Raw genomic sequence first — 21,593 nt, 5'->3', positions numbered from 1 at the left:
TCTTGGTAGAATAGGAAATGTCGTAAAGACAAATAACTTCTTCTTGGTTGCAGGCATGCCAACCTGTCACTCGGATGAAGCCAAATAAAAAGGAGAAACATCATGGCAATCTCAAAAGAGAAAAAAAATGAAATCATCGCACAATATGCACGTCACGAAGGTGATACAGGTTCAGTAGAGGTTCAAGTTGCTGTCCTTACTTGGGAAATCAACCACCTTAACGAACACATCAAACAACACAAAAAAGACCACGCTACTTACCGTGGATTGATGAAGAAAATCGGTCGCCGTCGTAACTTGCTTGCATACTTGCGTAAAAACGACGTTAACCGTTACCGTGAGTTAATCAACTCTCTAGGACTTCGTCGTTAATCTTGCGTCTAAAACGTTTCTATACTTCGTTGCCTTCGCCTCGATGTACCATCAGTACAATCTTCGGCTTGTCGCCTAGTCTATAAACGTTTTATCCAGCAAGAATAAAGCTCTCTGATTTCAGAGGGCTTTTTATGTTGTTACCTTACTTCAATATACTCAGGTATAATCTTCGCTTACGGTTCCTAGCACTGTAGGGTAAAATAAACCAGATCTTCTCCCTTCGGGGAGATTTTTTGTTTCACTAACATTTTCGTACAATCTTCGGCTTGTCACCTAGTCTATAAACGTTTTATCCAGCAAGAATTACGATGCTAAGGGCGCCAAAAATCCGTATGAAAATAGGGAAAGGACACAGTGTTCGATGAATACAAGGAGTTTCATCTTTTTCACTAGGATTTTAGCCCGAGCTCAAATCAGCTCTCTGACTTCAGAGGGCTTTTTATATTGTCGTCTTATCTCAATATACTCAAGTATGATCTTCAGTTATGGTTCCCAGCACTGTAAGGTATAATAAACCAGATTTTCTCCCTTCGGGGAGATTTTATCTTTTTTGCCAAGTGTTAGGCCGTGTTCAATTAAGCATATCTTGATAATGAAGCTACTCCATTTGGTAGCTTTTTCGCTATGAGATTATTCTATTATCTAAATATAGTATAAATTAGGGCTTGTATTCAAAACATGGTATAATAGGTCTATATAGCTAAATGAAGTAAACCTATCACTAGGGATTTAGAAAAAGGATAAAACAGTCATGTCAACAGTAAAAAGTGATCTAAATATTGCTCAAATGTATGCGAGTCAGCTGAAAAATGCTTGTCAATCTTTAACAGCTATCGCTGTGGCTAGTCAAGATGACCTCACAACCCTTCGAGGGAATAACAAGGCCCATCAATGTCTGACAAAGTCTCAAAATCTAGCTAGTCAGGTTTCGGCTGCTGTTACCCTGACTTCAGAACGACTGCACTCTGTAGCAAGTGATTTTGAGGCCCTAGATGAAGCGGGTGCCAATAGTTTTAGGAGTAATGTATGAACAAGTTGGATGAGTTGAAGAAAAGAGAGCGAGAACTCTTGTACCAGCTAGAAGACAATGGAAAAGAGAAGTATCGCACCAAAGAACTGATAGAAATCTTTGAAGGCTATGATAGAGCTAGTCACCGTTATCAAAATGATTTGTGGGAGGCGACCTATCAGAGCCAATATGCAGGACAGTTGGAAGAAACGCTCCTGCAAAGAAACCAACTTAAAAACCAAATCCTTGAGGGCCTCAGCTACCACATGGATGATTTGAAAAAAGAAAAGTTCCGGTTAGAGGGAGACTTGGATGAGGTCTACTATGAAAGACGCAAGGAACTAGAAAGAGAGGAGGAGAAACGACATGGGCATTGATATGTACTTGGAACAATCACAACTACAAAGTTCGAGTGTAGCGACCATGTGCCAATCTCAGGTGGAGGCTTATCAGGACTTGCAATCAGCCATTCAAAAATTTTCAGGGGATACGGAGAGTCTAAAAGGTAATGCTTATGATTCGGCTAGAAGTTTTTTTGCAAGTGTCTTATTGCCCTTGAGTAAAGGGGGACAACTCTATGCAGAAACCTTCTCTCAGGCTATCAAGAAATTACCAGAAGACTACCAAACGATGGTCGACAGCAAGAGTTGGCGCGAGGATGATCTGCTTGATAAGATCCGCCAGGAAGAGCAAATGATTGCCTATCTAGATGAAGTCAACCAATCCCTTTCTAGCTTGACCATGGATAGTGAAGAAAAGGGGAGATTGAGACGCAGTAATGCTGAACTCATGCGAGGACACCATGCCAATAAACGCGTCTATGAAACGATTTTGAGAGACCTGCGCGCCTATGATAGCTACTCAGGTGGACTTTTTGATGAACTTGACAATATCGATGTGCAACTGAGTCGCGGACTGGCTCAGATCGAAACGAGTTGGGATGCAAAGACAGGGGTCTTTAAAGTCCCATCTGACCTGACTTGGGCCAACTACCTGTCTGCCTATTCTGATACAACGGATATGAAACTCAGCCGTCAAGAGAAGGCCTTTGTTCAGACCATGATGGCAGAATACGGCTTTGATGCCGAGACAGCCCAACAACTCTTGACCATCAAGCAAGGGATAGACAAGAAGTTCCCGAACTCTAGTCAAGAGTTCCGTGATTATATCTTTTTGCGAGTCGTCGGTGCGGCCAACTATGATGACTTTAAGTGGAACGAAACGGCAGGTGGATTGTGGCAATATTTTTATTACGAATTTGTGAGTGATCCGAATACAGGCCAAAAATTGAGAACTTTGAAACCAGTTCTTGAAATCTTTCAAGAACTGGGGTTGAAAGAAGAAAAGGCCAAAGAACTGTATTATAATCTTAGACTGCAACACGAGATGGCGGGTGGGGAATCTGATAACATAGAAAAAATTAAGGATGATGATCAAAAAAATGGAACTAACCATTATGATTCCTATAAAAGTACTTATGAAGGGATTTATGGTGATAAGGGTAACTTTGACCAATTTTGGGACAGCAAACTAAAGTCATACTCTAACAATGGAGCGGGCCATGCAGACTTTACCCACCAGTCCATTACTATGGCGACTCATCTTAATCCTAACCAAGCTCAGTTAGCCGATATCTATGGTGGTAGAGAGCGTGTCAAGGATCTTTCGGGATGGGAGGGAGACACGACCTTTAACGCGAATGATATGAAGCCAAGCATCGGCGAAGATGACTACAAGGCAGACCTAGACTCGGTCAACCTTATCGGTCGGATGCAGAAGGGGCAATCCTATGACCAAGCTATATCTTCTTACTATGCTGATCTTCAAAAAGACTCCTCTCAGAGAGAAAGAGAATTCCTAAAAAATAAGGATTGGGATACAGTCAGAGATACTATTTATGATAGTTTGCGACCAACGGATATTAAGCTAGATGGGGAGGATGCTCTTAAAGCGTATATTGAAAGAAAATATCCAGGAGTGTTCAAGTTTTTAAACCGCTTGGAAGCCGTGGCGGACTAGGAGGAAGTCTATGAAGAAAATACTAGGTGTTTTAACAATAATTGTATTACTTGTATCAGTTTGTTTTTACTTTTTTCCTAAACAACCTAAAAATATTTTTGATGAAATTTACCAAGAAACGGAGAAAACCTATCGGTCAAATAATATTTTAAGAAACATAGATGGGTTTAAAATCAGACCCGATTGGCCTAACGATGGAGAATATTTTGCATACACCCCTTCAGGGAAGTATCAAACTTATCCTGAAGGTTATAAAGACATAAGTATTAGCTTTAATTTTGGAGAAGGTATTAAAGGGATGACGATACGTTTTGAAAAAAGGATTAATTCGGATATTACCCTATGGTATTCAGCACACTATAATATGCAAAAGAAAGTGCTCAAAAAAGGGCTTGCGATTTTTGAAGAGCCAAGGCAACCAGGTCAATATCTTAATGATGAAGAAAAAGTAAGAAACTATTTAAAAAAATATAACATAACCAAAGAAGAATTAGAGAAGGACTACGACGAAATCGTCAATCAAAAAGTTTTAAAAGATTGGTGTACCATTTATGACAGTAAGTACTCGCCAAGCAACTATGGTGAGGTGAAGGTTGAAACCCAGTGGGAGAATTGGTGATAGGCCACGCAGACTTTACCCACCAGTCCATCACTATGGCCACTCATCTTAATCCTAATCAAGTTCAGTTAGCCGATCTCTATTTCGGTAGAGAGCATGTTAAGGACTTATCAGGCTGGGAGGGAGACACGACCTTTAATGCAAACGATATGAAGCCAAGTATTGGTGAAGATGACTACAAGGCAGACCTAGACTCAGTCAATCTTATTGGTCGCATGCAAAAGGGGCAATCCTATGACCAAGCTATATCATCTTACTATGCTGACCTTCAAAAGGATTCTTCTCTGAGAGAAAGAGAATTCTTGAAAAATAAAGATTGGAAACAGGTCAAAGGTACAATCTACGCAGGGGTAGCGCCTGCGGATATACTGAGAAAGGGTGAGGCATCTATTAAAGAATATATTGAGAAAAAATATCCAGATGTATCTACATTTTTAAATCGTTTAGAGGCTGTGGCGGACTAGGAGGAAAGTTATGAAGAAACTACTTGGTATAATAGCGTTAATGTCGTTAATCATATTCATCTGTTTTTATTTTTTTCCTAAACAACCTAAAAACATTTTTGATGAGATCTACCAGGAGACAGAGAAAACCTATCGTACAAATAATATTTTAAGAAACATAGATGGGTTTAAAATCAGGGCCGGTTGGCCAAGTGATGACCCAAATATATCCTATACTCCTTTTGGAAAGTATAAAACTCTACCCAAAGGCTATAGTGATATAACCATTGACCTTAATTTTGGAAAAGGTATAAAGGGGGTGTCGATTCGTTTTGAAAGGAAGACTAATTCGAATATTACCCTATGGTATTCGGCACACTATAATACGCAAAAGAAAGTACTCAAAAAGAAACTTGCCATCATTGAAGAGCCAAGGAAACCAGGTCAATTTATTGATGATGAAGAAAAAGTAAGAGAATATTTAAGAAAAAATAATATTTCCAAAGAAGATTTAGAGAAGGACTACGACGAAATCGTCAACCAGAAAGTCTTGAAAGACTGGTGCTCAATTTATGACAGCAAGTACTCGCCAAGCAACTATGGCGATGTCAAGATTGAAACCCAGTGGGAGAATTGGTGACAACATGAAGAAAATCCTAGGCCTAGTAGCCTTATTCGTGATAATTATATCATCCTGTTTTTACTTTTTTGTGCGTCAACCTAAAAACATTTTTGATGAAGTCTACCAGGAGACAGAGAAAACATATCTTGGAAATAATATTTTTAACCAGTTGAAAGATGTTGAAGTACATAAGTATGAAATATATGATAAAGATATGCAGGGAACAGGAAAGTATACTCCCAAGGTAATTTACATTGATAATTATCTTCCTGCTAATTATTCCGAGACTGAAATAGAGTTTAATTTCGATAGTATAAATAAAGGAATGTTTATTTGGTTTGAATGGAAAGTAAATTCAAAGTTTTCTTTGTGGTATTTAAGTTTTTACAATATTAAGAGTAAGACTCTAGAGAAAGAACTTGCAATTTTAGAGGAGCCAAGAAAGGCTGGAGAGTATCTTAAAGATGAAGAAAAAGTAAGAGAATATTTAAAAAGATATAACATATCCAAAGAAGATTTAGACAAACATTACGACGAAATCGTCAACCAGAAAGTCTTGAAAGACTGGTGTTCGATTTATGACAGCAAGTATTCACCAAGCAACTATGGCGATGTCAAGGTTGAAACCCAGTGGGAGAATTGGTGATATAAAGATTCTCGCTGATTATATAAACAGGTGGCTCTCTGACTTCAGAGGGCTTTTTCTATATATGTTTCTGTCCTTGTTCATCTAATAGAAATATGGTATACTTTTTATGAGAATTTTCTAAATTTTTAAGATTCTATCAAAGGAGGTTTGCATGCTTTCCAAATTTTCTGGAAGCCGACGGGACCTGCAATTTGTGTTACTTTTAGGTGTTTTGTTAGCTGTTTTAGGGATTTCGCTCTTTCTAGCTGTTTCTATGGGGTCTGTTGCGATTGATCTAGGAGATACCTATCGGATCATTTTGAGCAGATTGGGATTTCCTCTTGAGATAGGAGAGGTTTCTAAGTCAACTCTTGCCATTGTATGGAATATGAGGTTCCCCCGAGTATTGTTAGGCCTGATAGTAGGGGCTGGTCTTTCCATGTGTGGTAGCGTGATGCAGTCCACGGTAAACAACCCTATCGCTGAGCCCTATGTCTTAGGCATCTCTGCGGGTGCAACTCTAGGGGCAACTTTGAGCATCATTCTTGGTTTAAAATTGGTGATTAGCCTTGGAGCTTTCCTTGGAGCTATTTTGGCAACAATCGCTGTCCTCATCATTGCCTCTATGCAGGGAAGGATGACGACTTCTAGTCTGATCTTATCAGGAACGGTGGTCAATGCTCTCTTTCTGGCATTTTCCAACTTTATTATCTCAGTCGGCGCTAATGCGGACAGTGTGATGACCATTAAGTTTTGGACCATGGGCTCGCTTGCCGGGACTACCTGGTCTGACTTAGTCCTGCCAACTATAGTAGTAGGAATGGCCTTTCTATTTTTCTCTACTCAGTATCGTGTTTTCAATGCAATGATGATGGGAGATGAGGCTGCTTTAACGTTGGGGATTCCCTTAAGCTTCTATTGGTATCTTTATGTGACCATGGTGGCTGTGCTGACAGCAGTCTTAGTGGCAACCTGTGGGATTATTGGATTTGTTGGTCTCATTACTCCTCACTTAGCTCGAGGCTTAGTAGGAACGAATTACAGGAGACTTTTTCCTGTTGCGACCATACTGGGTGCCCTCTTTGTGGTCTGGGCAGATGTACTCTCTCGTGTCATCATTCCAAATGCTGAGCTGCCTATTGGTATTTTCACAGCCTTAGTAGGTGCTCCCTTCTTTATCTACATTGTTGGAGGTAGGCGAAGGGAGGTGAGGGCCTGATATGGACTTGATTTGTCAGGATGTCCACTTTGGATTAGGAGAGAAAAAAATCCTCAAAGGAGTTTCTCTTAAGGTTGAGGGGCATCAATTTCACACGATACTAGGGCCAAATGGAAGTGGAAAAACCAGCTTGCTTAAACTCCTCTATCGTCAGGAAAAGGCAGACAAAGGCTTGATAAGCTTAGATGGAAAGCCACTGGAGCATTGGTCACTCAAAGAAACAGCCAAGCAAATGGCAGTTGTAACCCAGTTTAATCAATTGCAGTTTGATTGTACAGTTGAGGAAATTGTCTTGCTGGGAAGAACCCCCCACCTTTCTTTTTTAGAGAAGGAAAGGGAAAGGGATTTTACGCTCGTTCAAGATGCCCTCGATAAGGTGGATATGCTCGAGAAGAAAACTCGTCTCTATTCGTCCCTGTCAGGGGGGGAGAAACAACGAGTCTTATTAGCCCGCGCCTTGGCGCAAGAACCGACTCTCTTGCTCCTGGATGAACCTACCAATCACCTGGATATCAAGTACCAGTTAGACTTGTTGGCCATTGTAAAGAATCTCAAAGTCAATGTTCTAGCTGTCCTGCATGATATTCAACTTGCTTGTCGCTATTCGGATTATCTCTATCTGATGAAAGAGGGGGAAATCCTTTACCAAGGGACTCCAAAGGAGACCATCACCCCAGAGTCATTGCAAACTGTATATGGAGTTCAAAGTCAGGTTACTTGGACCGAGGATCAGCAAGCTATGATTCACTATTTATAAAAATGAAAAGGAAAATAAGATGAAAAAAACACTAAGCATTTTACTCGTAACAGTGGCTACCCTAACCATGGCAGCTTGTGGTAATACTACTACAGAAAAAGCTACTACACAGTCTAGCACAGAAACAAGTCAAAAGGCCAGCACAGAGACGACTTATCCGCTAACGGTCAAGACCTATGATGCTAAGGGAAATGAAGTCGAACAAGTCTTTGACAAGGCACCTGAAAAAGTTATCACCAACAATCTTTCAACTACTGAAATCTTGTTAGAGTTAGGCTTGAAGGATAAAATTGCTGGCATGCTCAACCCTGACAATGCTGTAACAGGTAAATACAAAGACGCGATTGCGACGATTCCTCAAATTGGGGATAAAAAAACAGTCTCTCAAGAGACAGTCCTTTCTTATGAGCCAGATGCGGTGATGGGTCGAAACATGATGTTTTCTGAAAAATCCTTGGGAACAGTTAGCGCTTGGAATGAAAATAAAATCCCAGTCTATACGCAAAAAGCTTCTCTCTCAACGATTCAGCAAGATTTGGGAAATATCGTAGAAGATGTCAAAAATCTTGGAATGATTTTCAATGTTCAGGACAAGGCTAATGAATACGCAGCCCAATTACAAGCTAAAATTGACGCTGTTAAGAAAGCAAACCCAACAAGCCAAGGTGAAAAGAAAAAGGCTTTGATTATGGTTGCTTATAATGACGAAACCTTTGGTGCCTACAAGTCTGCTTTGCAAGAAAGCTTGTTGAACCAACTTGGTTATACTAACGTTGCAACGGGAACATCAGGCTTGACCTTGGAAAATCTCGTGTCAATGGATCCTGAGTTGATTATCTATGTAACTAGCGACCGTAATAAAAAATTGGATGCCAACGCAGTAGAGTTGATGAAGAAAAATACTGTTTTGGAAAACGTTCCTGCAATTAAGAATCAAAAAATCATGACTATCTCTTACGATGAGTTGATGGATTATGGTCCAGCAGTGATTGATTCCCTTGAGAAAATCAATGACTTTATCAATAAATAATGAGTTTGATTGGGAAGGGATCCAAGTCAAGATCAGCCTTCCTTCGACCTATGATCCCAACCAAACCTATCCAGCGATTCTCTTGAATGATGGAAACTTGGATTTCCTATCATCCCTTTCAGAATTTGTGATTTTAGTGGGCTTGACCTCTAAAAATCGCCTAGACGACTACACTCCATGGAAGGCATCTGCTCTGAGAGATGGAGCTCAAGATTTTGGCGGTCAGGCAAATGCCTATCATGGTCATTTATTTGGTAGTCTTTTAGAAAAGTTGCAGGCACTTTATCGCCTGGACAAAAATCGCCTTGCCTATGGAGGTTACTCACTAGGCGGTTTGGCGGCTGTATACAGTCTTTTCAGCTTTGACAAGATCTCCTGTATCTTTTCTATCTGCGGTTCCTTTTGGTATCCTGATTTTACGACTTATTGCAGGGATGAAAAGGTGAAAAATTTGGACTGTTTACTGTATTTACAGAATGGTCAAACAGAAGGAGCCCATCATACCAATCGCTTGGCTCAAGCACCAGTCTATGCTGAGCAGATCCATACTAGTCTTCAGAAACGCTATCCGACCGGTCAGTTTGTCTTTGATTCTTACGGGCATCATGAGCAAGTAGCTGAGCGATTTCTAGCCTTTTCCAGCTGGTTGGCCCAAAAATGGAAAATTGCATAAAAGAAATATCCCTTGGTAAAAGCCAAGGGATAATTGTATTTTTTAGCCAAGAGACTCTCTCTTCTTATCTGGATTCCAGATAAAGCTTGCGATGAAGGTAAAGATAATCGTTAGGATACCAACAAGCACTGCAAGGATGAGGGCAGGGATGCGGACAAACCACCAGAGTGGATTTGGTTTTTGATCGTTGTGCCACTGCTTGGTTTCTTCGTCCAAACGTTGGAATTCTGCTTGGATACGGTCTGCAACCATTTCGATTCCTTCATCATTCATTTTCTTGATGTCTGAGATATCGATAGGATTTCCAAAGTTCATATCAACGCGCTCACGGCTAACCAAGCCTTTCAAGGTCATGGGACCTGTGTAGGTAACAGGCATGATACGGACCTTGGCCATTTTGGCAATCAAGGCTACTCCCCCCTTGACATCGTTTGAGTGACGGCTCCCACTTGGAAACATGATGAGAGAGCGATCGCTTTTTTTGAGGACATTGATAGGGTACTTGATGGCAGAGGCGCTGGGATTTTCCCGATCGATAGGAAAGGCGCCACACATACGGATCCACCAGCCAAAGATGCGGTTGTTAAAAAGCTCTTTTTTTGCCATAAAGATGAACTGTTTTGGCTTGGTCGCAAAGGCCATGTAAACAGGATCCCACCAGGTACGATGAGGAGCGACGAGGATATAGTTTTCGTCTCGGCTAGGGATTTTATTAGTATTGTGATAGTGGGCATTGCCATTGATGGACCACAAGATCAGCATGACTAGTCCACGCAAATAAGTATAAAACATGAGATCTCCTTCGATTGTCTTGCTTTTATTATTATACCCTATCAAAAGACTACTGGCAAACTTTTTCAGTTATCAGTGGACAGTTTTTGGATAGGATTAGAAATCTGCTAGAAAAAATGATATGATAGAATTTATGGATAAAAATAAGATTATGGGATTAACCCAAAGAGAAGTCAAGGATAGGCAGGCTCAAGGTTTGGTCAATGACTTTACCGCTTCAGCCAGTACCAGTACTTGGCAAATCTTTAAACGAAATGTTTTTACACTTTTTAACGCATTAAACTTTGTTATTGCCCTAGCGCTGGCCTTTGTGCAAGCTTGGAGCAATCTGGTCTTCTTTGCCGTTATTTGCTTTAATGCTTTTTCTGGAATTGTGACAGAGCTACGGGCCAAACACATGGTGGACAGGCTCAATCTCATGACCAAGGAAAAGGTCAAAACCATCCGTGAGGGTCAAGAAGTTGCTCTCGATCCAGAAGAGTTGGTCCTAGGAGATGTCATTCGTTTGTCTGCGGGAGAGCAAATCCCTAGTGATGCTCTGGTTCTGGAAGGCTTCGCAGAAGTCAATGAAGCCATGTTGACGGGGGAGAGTGATTTGGTGCAAAAGGAAGTGGATGCTCTGCTTTTATCAGGGAGTTTCCTAGCCAGTGGCGCAGTTTTGGCTCAAGTCCACCATGTCGGAGCAGACAACTATGCTTCCAAACTCATGCTGGAAGCTAAGACAGTGAAACCGATTAACTCCCGTATCATGAAATCGCTGGACAAACTAGCTGGTTTTACTGGGAAGATTATCATTCCCTTTGGTTTAGCTCTCTTGTTAGAAGCCTTGATGTTAAAAGGTTTGCCCCTCAAGTCATCCGTTGTAAATTCATCGACAGCCCTTTTGGGAATGTTGCCCAAGGGAATTGCCCTTTTGACCATTACTTCGCTTTTGACAGCGGTGATCAAGCTGGGCTTGAAAAAGGTTTTAGTGCAGGAGATGTACTCTGTTGAGACCTTGGCGCGCGTGGATATGCTCTGTCTGGACAAGACGGGCACCATCACCCAAGGAAAGATGCAGGTGGAGGCTGTTCTTCCACTGACGGAAACTTATGGTGATGAGGCTATTGCCAGCATTCTGACCAGCTACATAGCTCATAGTGAGGATAAAAATCCAACAGCTCAAGCCATTCGCCAGCGTTTCCAAGGACAGGTAGCTTATCCCATGCTTTCCAATCTTCCTTTCTCTAGCGACCGCAAGTGGGGGGCTATGGAATTGGAAGGTCTAGGAACGGTTTTCTTAGGGGCGCCTGAGATGTTGTTGGACTCTGAAGTCCCTGAAGCCAGAGAGGCCTTGGAGAGAGGGTCACGAGTCTTGGTCTTAGCCCTCAGTCAGGAAAAACTAGACCATCACAAACCACAGAAACCATCTGATATTCAGGCTCTGGCCTTGCTGGAGATTTTGGACCCCATTCGAGAAGGAGCAGCTGAGACGCTAGACTATCTCCGTTCTCAGGAAGTGGGGCTCAAGATTATCTCTGGTGATAATCCAGTTACGGTTTCCAGCATTGCCCAGAAGGCAGGCTTTGCAGACTATCGCAGCTATGTAGATTGTTCAAAAATCACGGATGAGGAATTGATTACCATGACTGAAGAGACAGCTATTTTCGGACGTGTTTCCCCTCATCAAAAGAAACTCATCATCCAAACGCTGAAAAAAGCAGGGCATACAACGGCTATGACAGGGGACGGAGTCAATGATATCCTGGCCCTTCGTGAGGCGGATTGTTCTATCGTAATGGCGGAGGGAGATCCGGCGACTCGTCAAATTGCCAATCTAGTTCTCTTGAACTCAGACTTTAATGATGTTCCTGAGATTCTCTTTGAAGGTCGTCGCGTGGTTAATAACATCGCCCATATCGCACCGATTTTCTTGATTAAGACCATCTATTCATTCCTGTTAGCAGTTATCTGTATCGCCAGTGTTCTTTTGGGACGGTCTGAGTGGATCTTGATTTTCCCTTTCATTCCGATTCAAATTACCATGATCGACCAATTCGTGGAAGGTTTTCCACCATTCGTTCTGACTTTTGAGCGAAATATCAAACCTGTTGAACCAAACTTCCTCAGAAGATCCATGCTTCGTGCTCTACCAAGTGCACTCATGGTCGTGTTCAGCGTTCTCTTTGTGAAAATATTTGGAGCGAGTCAAGGTTGGTCTGAGATAGAAATATCAACTCTCCTCTATTATCTCTTGGGGTCAATTGGTTTCTTATCTGTATTTAGAGCCTGCATGCCATTCACCCTTTGGCGTGTACTCTTGGTTATTTGGTCAGTAGGAGGTTTCCTAGCCACAGCTCTTTTCCCAACGATTCAAAAACTGCTTGAAATTTCGACCTTAACAGGACAAACATTACCTGTTTATGGGGCCATGATGCTGGTCTTCACCGTAATTTTCATTCTGACCAGTCGTTACCAAGCCAGAAAATAAAGAAAGGCTGCAATCTGTGGATTGCGGTCTTTTTAGGTGCAAGATTGCTAGCTGAAGTATGGTATAATAAAAGGTAATAGAGTTTTGGAAAGTGAGAGAAGATGATTTCAAAGAGATTAGAAATGGTAGCTTCCTTTGTACCTCAGGGGACCATTCTACTAGATGTGGGGAGCGACCATGCTTATCTGCCGATTGACTTGGTCGAGAGAGGACAAATCGAAGGAGCTATTGCAGGGGAGGTGGTGGAAGGTCCCTACCAGTCTGCGGTTAAAAATGTTGAGGCTCATGGCCTAAATGAGAAAATCCAAGTTCGTTTAGCCAATGGCTTGGCAGCCTTTGAAGAGGCAGACCAAGTATCGGTTATCACCATTGCTGGTATGGGTGGCCGTTTGATTGCTACCATATTGCAAGAAGGTTTGGAAAAACTCGCTAATGTAGAGCGTTTAATCCTCCAGCCCAATAATCGTGAAGATGACTTGCGTATCTGGTTGCAAGACCACAATTTTCAGATCGTAGCAGAAAGCATTCTAGAAGAAGCTGGTAAGTTCTATGAGATCTTGGTGGTGGAAGCGGGACAAATGAAGCTATCAGCCAGTGATGTTCGCTTTGGCCCCTTCTTGTCCAAAGAAGTTAGTCCGGTCTTTGTCCAAAAATGGCAAAAAGAAGCAGCTAAGCTAGAGTTTGCTCTTAGCCAAATCCCAGAAAAAAATATGGAGGAACGTCAAGTTTTAGTTGATAAAATTCAAGCCATTAAGGAGGTGCTCCATGCTAGCAAGTGAAGTTATTAACGCTTATGAAGCCTTTTGCCCTCAGGAATTGTCTATGGAGGGTGACAGTCGTGGTCTGCAAATTGGAACTCTAGACAAGGATATTCAAAGAGTCATGGTTGCCCTCGATATTCGTGAAGAGACGGTGGCAGAGGCCATTGAAAAGGGTGTGGACCTGATTATCGTCAAGCACGCGCCAATTTTTCGTCCGATCAAGGACTTGGTAGCTAGTCGTCCTCAAAATCAGATTTACATCGACCTCATCAAGCATGACATCGCAGTTTATGTCAGCCATACCAATATTGACATCGTTGAAAATGGCCTCAATGACTGGTTCTGCCAGATGCTAGGTATTGAGGATACGACTTATCTTCAGGAAACAGGTCCTGAACGTGGAATTGGTCGGATTGGAAATATTCCGACTCAGACTTTTGGGGATTTCGCCCAACATGTCAAACATGTTTTTGACCTAGATAGTCTTCGAATGGTGCATTATCAAGAGAGTGATTTGCAGAAGCCAATATCAAGAGTGGCTATCTGTGGTGGAAGTGGTCAATCCTTCTATCCTGATGCTTTGGCAAAAGGGGCGGATGTCTTTATTACTGGTGATATCTACTACCATACTGCCCAAGACATGCTGTCTGATGGCTTGTTGGCACTGGATCCAGGACATTATATCGAAGTGCTTTTTGTGGAAAAAATTGCAGCACTCCTTACTCAATGGAAGGAAGAAAAGGGCTGGACTATTGATATCTTGCCTAGTCAGGCATCTACCAATCCTTTCCACCATATCTAGTTAGAAAGTGAAAATAATGAAAAAAGTTGCCATTATTGGAGCAGGGATTGTGGGGGCAACAGCTGCCTACTACCTCTCCAAAGAAGCAGATTTAGAGGTGACCGTTTTTGACCATGGACAAGGTCAGGCTACCAAGGCAGCAGCAGGAATTATCAGTCCTTGGTTTTCCAAACGCCGTAATAAAGCTTGGTACAAGATGGCACGCTTGGGGGCTGACTTTTATGTGGATTTGTTGGCTGATTTAGAAAAGTCAGGTGAAGAAATCGATTTTTACCAGCGTTCGGGAGTTTTTCTCCTGAAAAAGGATGAATCCAAGTTGGAAGAGCTCTATGAACTAGCCCTCCAGCGCAGAGAAGATTCTCCCTTAATAGGTCAGTTAGCCATTCTAGACCAAACATCAGCTAATGAGTTTTTCCCTGGTTTGCAGGGATTTGACCGCCTGCTCTATGCTTCTGGTGGGGCACGGGTGGATGGCCAGCTCTTAGTGAATCGTCTACTAGAAGCCAGTCAGGTCAAGCTGGTCAAAGAAAAAGTGAGTCTGACACCTTTAACATCAGGTTACCAGATTGGCGAAGAGGTATTTGATCAGGTTATTTTAGCGACGGGAGCTTGGTTAGGAGACATTTTGGAGCCTTTAGGATATGGGGTAGATGTTCGGCCCCAAAAGGGACAACTCCGAGACTATCAGATTTCTCAAGACCTAGAATCTTACCCTGTTGTCATGCCAGAAGGAGAGTGGGATTTAATTCCTTTTGCAGGCGGGAAATTGTCCTTAGGAGCTACTCATGAAAATGACATGGGATTTGACTTGACAGTGGATGAAACCTTGCTCCAACAAATGGAGGAAGCTGCCTTGCCTCACTACCCAGCCTTGGCAGAAGCAAAATCATCAGGTGAGCGTGTAGGAATCCGCGCCTATACCAGTGATTTCTCTCCTTTCTTTGGGAAAGTGCCAGGCTTAGCAGGCGTCTATGCAGCCAGTGGACTAGGTTCATCAGGCCTCACAACGGGTCCTATCATCGGTTACCATCTAGCTCAGCTGGTCCAATACAAGGAGTTGACCTTGGACCCAGTAAACTATCCAATTGAAAACTATGTCAAACGGGTAAAAAGCGAATAAAATTTTACTGAAATTTTAGCAGGTAGTTTAGGATGGCAAATGACATTCCCTACCAAAAATGGTAAAATAAGAAAAAATAATTCGAGAATCGAGGAAGCAAGATGCAAGAAAAGATTTTGGTAACTGGTGGTGCCGGTTTTATCGGAACCCACACTGTTATTGAATTGATCCAAGCAGGTCATCAAGTGGTTGTAGTGGATAACCTTGTCAATAGCAACCGTAAAAGTTTAGAAGTTGTTGAAAGAATCACAGGAGTTGAAATTCCTTTCTATGAGGCAGATATCCGTGATACTGATACTCTCAGAGATATTTTCAAGCAAGAAGAGCCAACAGGTGTGATTCACTTTGCTGGTTTGAAGGCTGTAGGTGAATCAACACGTATCCCTCTTGCCTACTATGACAACAATATCGCTGGAACTCTTAGTCTTTTAAAAGTTATGGAAGAAGCAAACTGTAAGAATATCATCTTCAGTTCTTCTGCGACAGTTTACGGAGATCCTCACACAGTTCCAATCTTAGAAGATTTCCCACTTTCAGTGACCAATCCTTACGGTCGTACCAAACTCATGCTAGAAGAAATCTTGACTGATATCTACAAAGCAGACTCAGAATGGAATGTGGTCTTGCTTCGTTACTTTAACCCAATCGGAGCACATGAGAGTGGAGATTTAGGAGAAAATCCAAATGGAATTCCAAACAATCTCTTACCTTATGTTGCACAAGTAGCAGTGGGCAAACTAGAGCAAGTACAAGTTTTCGGTGATGACTATGAAACTGAGGACGGAACTGGTGTTCGTGACTATATCCACGTTGTGGACCTGGCCAAAGGTCACGTTGCAGCTCTACAAAAGATCCAAAAAGGTTCAGGCCTTAATATTTACAACCTTGGAACAGGTAAAGGTTACTCCGTTCTTGAAATTATCCAAAACATGGAAAAAGCGGTGGGACGTCCTATTCCATATCGCATCGTAGAACGCCGCCCAGGTGATATTGCTGCCTGCTACTCAGACCCTGCAAAAGCTAAAGCAGAACTGGGTTGGGAAGCAGAACTCGACATCACCCAAATGTGTGAAGACGCATGGCGTTGGCAAAGCAAGCATCCAAATGGATTTGAAGACTAAGATGATGATTTCAATCATTGTCCCATGTTTAAACGAAGAGGAAGTACTTCCTCTTTTTTATCAGTCTGTGGAAGCTCTGCTTCCTGACTTGGGAGCAGAAGTCGAATATGTCTTTGTAGACGATGGCTCAAACGATGGGACCTTAGAGCTTTTGAAGGCCTATCGGATGCAAAATCCTGCGATACATTATATTTCTTTCTCGCGAAATTTTGGGAAAGAAGCAGCTCTGTATGCAGGCTTGCAGCATGCAACTGGAGACCTGGTGGTCGTGATGGATGCAGACCTCCAGGATCCTCCTAGTATGTTGCTCGAAATGAAAGCCTTACTAGACCAGAATGCAGACTTAGATTGTGTTGGGACACGGAGAACCAGTCGGGAGGGAGAACCCTTCCTTCGTAGCTTCTGTGCCAATCTCTTTTACCGTCTCATGCAAAAGATCAGCCCCGTAGCTCTGCCCTCGGGTGTCCGTGATTTTCGGATGATGAGAAGGTCTGTGGTGGATGCTATTTTAGCCTTGACAGAGTCCAATCGTTTTTCTAAGGGCCTCTTTGCTTGGGTTGGTTTTCGAACGCACTATCTTGATTATCCAAACGTTGAACGACAGGCTGGCAAGACCAGTTGGAGTTTTAGGCAGCTCTTTTTCTACTCGATTGAAGGGATTCTCAACTTTTCAGATTTTCCCTTGAGTATAGCCTTTGTAGCGGGACTCCTATCTTGTTTTATTTCTTTTGTGATGACTGTTTTTGTGGTGTTTCGGACCCTTATCTTGGGAAATCCGACATCTGGCTGGACCTCTCTGATGGCTGTCATTCTCTTTCTTGGAGGGATTCAACTCCTGACCATTGGGATTCTAGGCAAGTATATCAGTAAGATTTATCTAGAGACCAAAAAAAGACCACTCTATCTGGTCAAAAAAAAAAGTGATCTTTCTATTATTGAAGGAAAAAATAGCCGGAAAAGACTATAATTTTACCTAGAAATATGCTAAACTAGTAGATGAAGGGATTAAAGTGATAAAAAGAATCTACAATATCAATCTCCCTTTTAAACTATGACCGATCTTTTAGAAGTGCACGTGTAGGACAATTTTTGATGGCCTCCAGAACATCGCTGGTCTCAGTGATTTCTCTTTGTAATTCAACTGGATCATCATAAAAGCGAACGATTCCATTATCGTGATAATCAAAGAGTTCAGAATAGGTTTGGCAAAGCCCACAGGCGATGCATCGTTCAGGTATAAGTGTGAGTTTCATATTTATATTGTAATAAGAAAGTTTAAAAAATACAAGGAGTAAGGTATGGAAAAAGAACCATGGCAAGAAGATATTTATGAAAACAATGAGGAAGAATCAAGATCGGAACGTCGTCACCGTAAACAAAAGGGAAAAGGCGTTGTTGCCAATCGTGTCTTGACCATTCTAGCTAGCCTCTTCTTTGTAATCGTTGTAGCGATGGTTGTCGTATTGATTTACCTTTCTACTGGGGGAAGTAACCGCACGGCAGCTTTGAAGGATTTTTATGATTCTTCAGCTCCATCGTCAACCTCTAAAGTGGAAGAGTCTTCTTCCTCTACTAGTAAAGCTCAAGAAACGAAAGAATCAACTCCTTCAGAAAGTAGTTCTGAAGAACACATAGATGGAGAAGGAACGCTTACTGTTCAGCCTGGAGAAGGAGAAGCAGCTCTCGCTCAGCGTGCAGGGATTTCCATTGCCCAGCTAGAAGCTCTAAATCCTTCTCATATGTCATCAGGAACTTGGTTTGCCAACCCTGGTGATGTCATCAAGACTAGATAGGAGTCGGAAATGAAGATAATTCAAATTGCTATTGATGGTCCTGCTTCTAGTGGTAAGAGTACGGTCGCAAAGATTGTTGCCAAGGATTTTGGCTACACTTATCTTGATACAGGCGCTATGTACCGTGCTGCAACTTATATAGCACTCAAGCACCAGTTGAATGCAGGAAATGTAGACCAACTTCTTGAGCTTCTTAACCAACACCCTATTAGTTTTGGACGTTCGGAGGCAGGCGAACAACTTGTTTTTGTAGGGGATGTTGATATTACTCATCCGATTCGTGAAAATGAAGTGACCAACAAGGTTTCAAGCATTGCTGCTATTCCTGAAGTACGTGAGAAACTGGTTTCTCTCCAACAGGAGATTGCCCAGCAAGGTGGTATCGTCATGGATGGGCGTGATATCGGGACAGTTGTTTTACCACAAGCTGAACTCAAGATTTTCCTAGTGGCTTCTGTTGAAGAAAGAGCAGAACGACGTTACAAGGAAAATATTGCTAAAGGGATTGAGACTGACTTGGAAACTCTGAAAGAAGAGATTGCGGCACGTGATTACAAAGATAGTCATCGCGAAACCTCGCCTCTTAAACAGGCTGAGGATGCAGTTTACCTTGACACAACTGGATTAAGTATCCAAGAAGTGGTCGAAAAAATTGAATCAGAAGCAAAAAAACGCATGTCCTAGTGACAGGTGAAGCAGGCTAAGGCTAGCCTGCTTCTTTTCTCTCTTTGGGGAGCATTTGAAAACAGTCTTTTTGGGAGATTTTTGATAAAATAGTAGTATCAATGAAAAGGATGGAAGCATGACAAAGAAAATCGTAGCCATTTGGGCCCAAGATGAAAAAGGTGTGATTGGCAAAGAAGACCGTCTTCCTTGGCATTTGCCAGCAGAATTACAACATTTTAAGGAAACAACTTTGAATCACGCCATCTTGATGGGACGAGTGACTTTTGATGGAATGGGGCGTCGTCTGCTTCCCAAACGCCAAACCTTGATTTTGACACGAAACAGTGACGAAGTCGTGGATGGAGCGCTTGTGTTTCAAGATGTGGAGTCTGTTTTAGCGTGGTATCAGAGTCAGGAAAAAAATCTCTATATCATTGGTGGAAAACAGATTTTTCAGGCTTTTGAGCCCTATTTAGATGAAATCATCGTGACACAGATTCATGCTCAGGTGGAGGGAGATACCTATTTCCCTGAGGATTTTGACTTGTCTCGATTTGAGACAGTAGCAAGCAAATCTTATACCCGAGATGAGAAAAACGACTATGATTTTACCATCCAATACCGAAAGAGAAAGGAAGTCTAATGGAGCGCAGTATATTTGGATTTTTTACAGCTTTTTTGTGTGTGATCTGTATTTTGACTGGAGCACAGGCTTTTCGTAAGAAGCGCTATGGACTGTCTGCCTTACTCTGGTTGAATGCTTTTACCAATCTGGTGAACAGTGTCCACGCTTTTTATATGACCTTATTTTAGATAGAATGATAAATTAGAATGGAAGGAAATCATGCCTACAAATAGGAAAAATGATATGATGGTTTATTGCTCATTTTGTGGCAAAAGCCAAGAAGAAGTAAAGAAAATAATCGCTGGGAACAATGCCTTTATCTGTAATGAATGTGTGGAATTGGCCCAGGAGATCATTCGGGAGGAGTTGGCCGAGGAAGTCTTGGCAGACTTGTCCGAAGTACCAAAACCAATCGAGCTCCTCAATATCTTGAACCACTATGTGATTGGTCAAGATCGTGCCAAACGTGCCTTGGCAGTGGCAGTTTACAACCACTACAAACGCATCAATTTCCATGATACGCGTGAAGAGTCAGAAGATGTGGATTTGCAAAAGTCAAACATCTTGATGATTGGCCCGACTGGTTCTGGGAAAACTTTCTTGGCCCAGACCTTGGCTAAGAGCTTGAACGTGCCTTTTGCCATTGCAGATGCAACAGCTCTGACTGAGGCTGGATATGTGGGTGAGGACGTGGAAAATATCCTCCTCAAACTCTTGCAGGCTGCTGACTTTAACATCGAACGTGCAGAACGTGGGATTATCTACGTTGATGAAATAGACAAGATTGCCAAGAAGAGCGAGAATGTGTCTATCACACGTGACGTTTCGGGTGAAGGAGTGCAACAAGCCCTTCTCAAGATTATCGAGGGAACTGTCGCTAGCGTGCCGCCTCAAGGTGGACGCAAACATCCGCAACAAGAGATGATTCAAGTGGATACTAAAAATATCCTCTTTATCGTGGGTGGTGCTTTTGATGGCATCGAAGAAATCGTTAAACAACGTTTGGGTGAAAAAGTTATTGGTTTCGGCCAAAATAATAAAGCGATTGATGAAAACAGCTCCTACATGCAAGAAATCATCGCAGAAGATATTCAAAAATTCGGTATTATCCCTGAGTTGATTGGACGCTTGCCTGTCTTTGCTGCTCTTGAGCAATTGACAGTCGATGACTTGGTTCGCATCTTGAAGGAACCAAGAAATGCCTTGGTGAAACAATACCAAACCTTGCTTTCTTATGATGATGTTGAGTTGGAATTTGACGACGAAGCCTTACAAGAAATCGCCAATAAGGCTATCGAACGCAAAACGGGTGCGCGTGGTCTTCGATCAATCATCGAAGAAACCATGCTAGACGTTATGTTTGAAGTGCCAAGTCAAGAAAATGTGAAATTGGTTCGCATCACAAAAGAAGCTGTTGATGGAACGGAAAAACCCATTCTAGAAACAGCCTAGAGGTGACTATGGAAATCAATACACACAATGCTGAAATCTTGCTCAGTGCGGCCAATAAATCCCACTATCCGCAGGATGAACTGCCAGAGATTGCCCTAGCAGGGCGTTCAAATGTTGGCAAGTCTAGCTTTATTAACACCATGTTGAACCGCAAGAATCTAGCTCGTACATCAGGGAAACCTGGGAAAACCCAGCTCCTTAACTTTTTTAACATCGATGACAAGATGCGCTTTGTGGATGTGCCTGGGTATGGCTACGCTCGCGTTTCCAAAAAGGAACGTGAAAAGTGGGGGCGCATGATTGAGGAGTACCTCACAACTCGTGAAAATCTCCGTGCAGTGGTCAGTCTGGTGGATCTCCGTCACGACCCGTCAGCAGATGATGTGCAGATGTACGAATTTCTCAAGTATTATGAGATTCCGGTTATCATCGTTGCGACCAAGGCGGACAAGATTCCTCGTGGTAAGTGGAACAAGCATGAATCAGCAATCAAAAAGAAATTAAACTTTGACCCAAGTGACGACTTCATCCTCTTTTCATCTGTCAGCAAGGCAGGGATGGATGAAGCTTGGAATGCAATATTAGAAAAATTGTGAG

25 protein-coding genes are annotated in these 21,593 nt (G+C 42.2%); 23 read left to right on the top strand and 2 right to left on the bottom strand.

What is annotated here, in order from left to right; all coding sequences use genetic code 11:
- The first annotated feature begins 102 nt into the window (after positions 1-102).
- The 12 genes from rpsO to FGK98_RS07010 all read left to right on the top strand — a co-directional run bounded on the left by rpsO (position 103) and on the right by FGK98_RS07010 (position 9,394).
- Positions 103-372 carry a 30S ribosomal protein S15 gene (gene rpsO, locus FGK98_RS07065; RefSeq protein WP_001018251.1) on the top strand — a complete coding sequence of 90 codons (270 nt, stop codon included), beginning with the start codon at positions 103-105 and terminating at the stop codon, positions 370-372.
- Positions 373-1,126: 754 nt separating this feature from the next.
- Positions 1,127-1,405 carry a TIGR04197 family type VII secretion effector gene (locus FGK98_RS07060; RefSeq protein ID WP_138100624.1) on the top strand — a complete coding sequence of 93 codons (279 nt, stop codon included), beginning with the start codon at positions 1,127-1,129 and terminating at the stop codon, positions 1,403-1,405.
- Positions 1,402-1,761 (top strand): DUF3958 family protein, encoded by a 360-nt coding sequence (locus FGK98_RS07055; RefSeq protein ID WP_138100623.1) that lies wholly within the window; start codon positions 1,402-1,404, stop codon positions 1,759-1,761. The genes FGK98_RS07060 and FGK98_RS07055 overlap by 4 nt, the downstream gene beginning before the upstream one ends.
- The gene (locus tag FGK98_RS07050; RefSeq protein ID WP_138100622.1) at positions 1,751-3,403 is read left to right on the top strand and encodes a T7SS effector LXG polymorphic toxin; all 1,653 of its coding nucleotides are present in this window, start codon (positions 1,751-1,753) and stop codon (positions 3,401-3,403) included. Before FGK98_RS07055 ends, FGK98_RS07050 begins: the two co-directional genes overlap by 11 nt.
- 10 nt (positions 3,404-3,413) lie before the next feature.
- Entirely contained in the window at positions 3,414-4,022 is a 609-nt protein-coding gene (locus FGK98_RS07045) for a TipC family immunity protein (protein ID WP_138100621.1), read from the top strand.
- A complete protein-coding gene (locus FGK98_RS07040) occupies positions 4,019-4,486 on the top strand; it encodes a hypothetical protein (protein WP_138100620.1) in 468 nt (155 codons plus the stop codon). The genes FGK98_RS07045 and FGK98_RS07040 overlap by 4 nt, the downstream gene beginning before the upstream one ends.
- Positions 4,487-4,496: 10 nt before the next feature.
- A complete protein-coding gene (locus FGK98_RS07035) occupies positions 4,497-5,105 on the top strand; it encodes a TipC family immunity protein (protein ID WP_138100619.1) in 609 nt (202 codons plus the stop codon).
- Between the two features lie 4 nt (positions 5,106-5,109).
- Entirely contained in the window at positions 5,110-5,733 is a 624-nt protein-coding gene (locus FGK98_RS07030; protein WP_138100618.1) for a TipC family immunity protein, read from the top strand.
- A gap of 154 nt (positions 5,734-5,887) precedes the next feature.
- A complete protein-coding gene (locus FGK98_RS07025; protein ID WP_138100617.1) occupies positions 5,888-6,934 on the top strand; it encodes a FecCD family ABC transporter permease in 1,047 nt (348 codons plus the stop codon).
- Between the two features lies 1 nt (position 6,935).
- Entirely contained in the window at positions 6,936-7,691 is a 756-nt protein-coding gene (locus tag FGK98_RS07020; RefSeq protein WP_138100616.1) for an ABC transporter ATP-binding protein, read from the top strand.
- Between the two features lie 19 nt (positions 7,692-7,710).
- Entirely contained in the window at positions 7,711-8,721 is a 1,011-nt protein-coding gene (locus tag FGK98_RS07015) for an ABC transporter substrate-binding protein (protein WP_138100615.1), read from the top strand.
- Positions 8,702-9,394: an alpha/beta hydrolase-fold protein gene (locus tag FGK98_RS07010; protein WP_138100614.1), complete on the top strand. Its 693-nt coding sequence runs from the start codon at positions 8,702-8,704 to the stop codon at positions 9,392-9,394. Before FGK98_RS07015 ends, FGK98_RS07010 begins: the two co-directional genes overlap by 20 nt.
- Before the next feature lie 42 nt (positions 9,395-9,436).
- Here FGK98_RS07010 and FGK98_RS07005 read toward each other — a convergent pair whose 3' ends face one another.
- Positions 9,437-10,186 carry a lysophospholipid acyltransferase family protein gene (locus FGK98_RS07005; protein WP_138100613.1) on the bottom strand — a complete coding sequence of 250 codons (750 nt, stop codon included), beginning with the start codon at positions 10,184-10,186 and terminating at the stop codon, positions 9,437-9,439.
- 133 nt (positions 10,187-10,319) lie between these two features.
- On the opposite strand from FGK98_RS07005, the gene FGK98_RS07000 reads away from it, so the two are divergent.
- From FGK98_RS07000 to FGK98_RS06975, 6 genes are all read left to right on the top strand, one after another.
- On the top strand, positions 10,320-12,656 hold the full coding sequence (locus FGK98_RS07000; protein ID WP_138101052.1) for a cation-translocating P-type ATPase: 2,337 nt from the start codon (positions 10,320-10,322) through the stop codon (positions 12,654-12,656).
- 101 nt (positions 12,657-12,757) lie between these two features.
- On the top strand, positions 12,758-13,435 hold the full coding sequence (locus FGK98_RS06995) for a tRNA (adenine(22)-N(1))-methyltransferase (RefSeq protein WP_138100612.1): 678 nt from the start codon (positions 12,758-12,760) through the stop codon (positions 13,433-13,435).
- Entirely contained in the window at positions 13,422-14,219 is a 798-nt protein-coding gene (locus tag FGK98_RS06990) for a Nif3-like dinuclear metal center hexameric protein (protein ID WP_138100611.1), read from the top strand. The genes FGK98_RS06995 and FGK98_RS06990 overlap by 14 nt, the downstream gene beginning before the upstream one ends.
- 16 nt (positions 14,220-14,235) lie before the next feature.
- On the top strand, positions 14,236-15,339 hold the full coding sequence (locus FGK98_RS06985; protein ID WP_171011127.1) for an NAD(P)/FAD-dependent oxidoreductase: 1,104 nt from the start codon (positions 14,236-14,238) through the stop codon (positions 15,337-15,339).
- A 101-nt stretch (positions 15,340-15,440) separates the two neighbouring features.
- Complete coding sequence (galE, locus tag FGK98_RS06980) at positions 15,441-16,460, top strand: UDP-glucose 4-epimerase GalE (protein ID WP_138100609.1); 1,020 nt, start codon at positions 15,441-15,443, stop codon at positions 16,458-16,460.
- 1 nt (position 16,461) lies between these two features.
- On the top strand, positions 16,462-17,427 hold the full coding sequence (locus tag FGK98_RS06975) for a glycosyltransferase family 2 protein (protein WP_138100608.1): 966 nt from the start codon (positions 16,462-16,464) through the stop codon (positions 17,425-17,427).
- 82 nt (positions 17,428-17,509) lie between these two features.
- Here FGK98_RS06975 and FGK98_RS06970 read toward each other — a convergent pair whose 3' ends face one another.
- A complete protein-coding gene (locus FGK98_RS06970; RefSeq protein ID WP_004240353.1) occupies positions 17,510-17,713 on the bottom strand; it encodes a ferredoxin in 204 nt (67 codons plus the stop codon).
- Between the two features lie 45 nt (positions 17,714-17,758).
- On the opposite strand from FGK98_RS06970, the gene FGK98_RS06965 reads away from it, so the two are divergent.
- The 5 genes from FGK98_RS06965 (at position 17,759) to yihA (ending at position 21,592) form a co-directional block, all read left to right on the top strand.
- Positions 17,759-18,253, top strand: coding sequence for an SAG1386/EF1546 family surface-associated protein (locus tag FGK98_RS06965; protein ID WP_138100607.1), 495 nt, complete (start codon positions 17,759-17,761; stop codon positions 18,251-18,253).
- Between the two features lie 9 nt (positions 18,254-18,262).
- The gene (cmk, locus tag FGK98_RS06960; RefSeq protein ID WP_138100606.1) at positions 18,263-18,937 is read left to right on the top strand and encodes a (d)CMP kinase; all 675 of its coding nucleotides are present in this window, start codon (positions 18,263-18,265) and stop codon (positions 18,935-18,937) included.
- A gap of 118 nt (positions 18,938-19,055) precedes the next feature.
- Positions 19,056-19,562 carry a dihydrofolate reductase gene (locus tag FGK98_RS06955; protein WP_138100605.1) on the top strand — a complete coding sequence of 169 codons (507 nt, stop codon included), beginning with the start codon at positions 19,056-19,058 and terminating at the stop codon, positions 19,560-19,562.
- A 201-nt stretch (positions 19,563-19,763) separates the two neighbouring features.
- On the top strand, positions 19,764-20,996 hold the full coding sequence (gene clpX, locus FGK98_RS06945) for an ATP-dependent Clp protease ATP-binding subunit ClpX (protein WP_002874765.1): 1,233 nt from the start codon (positions 19,764-19,766) through the stop codon (positions 20,994-20,996).
- 8 nt (positions 20,997-21,004) lie between these two features.
- Complete coding sequence (gene yihA / locus FGK98_RS06940) at positions 21,005-21,592, top strand: ribosome biogenesis GTP-binding protein YihA/YsxC (protein ID WP_023940271.1); 588 nt, start codon at positions 21,005-21,007, stop codon at positions 21,590-21,592.
- The last annotated feature ends 1 nt before the right edge of the window (position 21,593 follow it).

Origin of the sequence: Streptococcus australis, assembly GCF_901543175.1 — a bacterium.
Lineage (GTDB): Bacteria > Bacillota > Bacilli > Lactobacillales > Streptococcaceae > Streptococcus > Streptococcus australis_A.
Note: the sequence above shows the minus strand (reverse complement) of the source record. Positions and strands in the feature narration are given on the sequence as shown.

Coding starts and splice junctions, on each gene's coding strand:
- FGK98_RS06985 (WP_171011127.1), top strand. CDS start 14,236: ATGAAAAAAGTTGCCATTATTGGAGCAGGGATTGTGGGGGCAACAGCT.
- FGK98_RS06970 (WP_004240353.1), bottom strand. CDS start 17,713: ATGAAACTCACACTTATACCTGAACGATGCATCGCCTGTGGGCTTTGC.
- FGK98_RS07055 (WP_138100623.1), top strand. CDS start 1,402: ATGAACAAGTTGGATGAGTTGAAGAAAAGAGAGCGAGAACTCTTGTAC.
- FGK98_RS07020 (WP_138100616.1), top strand. CDS start 6,936: ATGGACTTGATTTGTCAGGATGTCCACTTTGGATTAGGAGAGAAAAAA.
- FGK98_RS07015 (WP_138100615.1), top strand. CDS start 7,711: ATGAAAAAAACACTAAGCATTTTACTCGTAACAGTGGCTACCCTAACC.
- FGK98_RS07030 (WP_138100618.1), top strand. CDS start 5,110: ATGAAGAAAATCCTAGGCCTAGTAGCCTTATTCGTGATAATTATATCA.
- FGK98_RS07025 (WP_138100617.1), top strand. CDS start 5,888: ATGCTTTCCAAATTTTCTGGAAGCCGACGGGACCTGCAATTTGTGTTA.
- FGK98_RS07005 (WP_138100613.1), bottom strand. CDS start 10,186: ATGTTTTATACTTATTTGCGTGGACTAGTCATGCTGATCTTGTGGTCC.
- FGK98_RS06965 (WP_138100607.1), top strand. CDS start 17,759: ATGGAAAAAGAACCATGGCAAGAAGATATTTATGAAAACAATGAGGAA.
- FGK98_RS06955 (WP_138100605.1), top strand. CDS start 19,056: ATGACAAAGAAAATCGTAGCCATTTGGGCCCAAGATGAAAAAGGTGTG.
- rpsO (WP_001018251.1), top strand. CDS start 103: ATGGCAATCTCAAAAGAGAAAAAAAATGAAATCATCGCACAATATGCA.
- cmk (WP_138100606.1), top strand. CDS start 18,263: ATGAAGATAATTCAAATTGCTATTGATGGTCCTGCTTCTAGTGGTAAG.
- FGK98_RS06990 (WP_138100611.1), top strand. CDS start 13,422: ATGCTAGCAAGTGAAGTTATTAACGCTTATGAAGCCTTTTGCCCTCAG.
- FGK98_RS07050 (WP_138100622.1), top strand. CDS start 1,751: ATGGGCATTGATATGTACTTGGAACAATCACAACTACAAAGTTCGAGT.
- FGK98_RS07045 (WP_138100621.1), top strand. CDS start 3,414: ATGAAGAAAATACTAGGTGTTTTAACAATAATTGTATTACTTGTATCA.
- FGK98_RS06975 (WP_138100608.1), top strand. CDS start 16,462: ATGATGATTTCAATCATTGTCCCATGTTTAAACGAAGAGGAAGTACTT.
- FGK98_RS07010 (WP_138100614.1), top strand. CDS start 8,702: ATGACTTTATCAATAAATAATGAGTTTGATTGGGAAGGGATCCAAGTC.
- galE (WP_138100609.1), top strand. CDS start 15,441: ATGCAAGAAAAGATTTTGGTAACTGGTGGTGCCGGTTTTATCGGAACC.
- FGK98_RS07000 (WP_138101052.1), top strand. CDS start 10,320: ATGGATAAAAATAAGATTATGGGATTAACCCAAAGAGAAGTCAAGGAT.
- yihA (WP_023940271.1), top strand. CDS start 21,005: ATGGAAATCAATACACACAATGCTGAAATCTTGCTCAGTGCGGCCAAT.
- FGK98_RS07060 (WP_138100624.1), top strand. CDS start 1,127: ATGTCAACAGTAAAAAGTGATCTAAATATTGCTCAAATGTATGCGAGT.
- FGK98_RS07035 (WP_138100619.1), top strand. CDS start 4,497: ATGAAGAAACTACTTGGTATAATAGCGTTAATGTCGTTAATCATATTC.
- FGK98_RS06995 (WP_138100612.1), top strand. CDS start 12,758: ATGATTTCAAAGAGATTAGAAATGGTAGCTTCCTTTGTACCTCAGGGG.
- clpX (WP_002874765.1), top strand. CDS start 19,764: ATGCCTACAAATAGGAAAAATGATATGATGGTTTATTGCTCATTTTGT.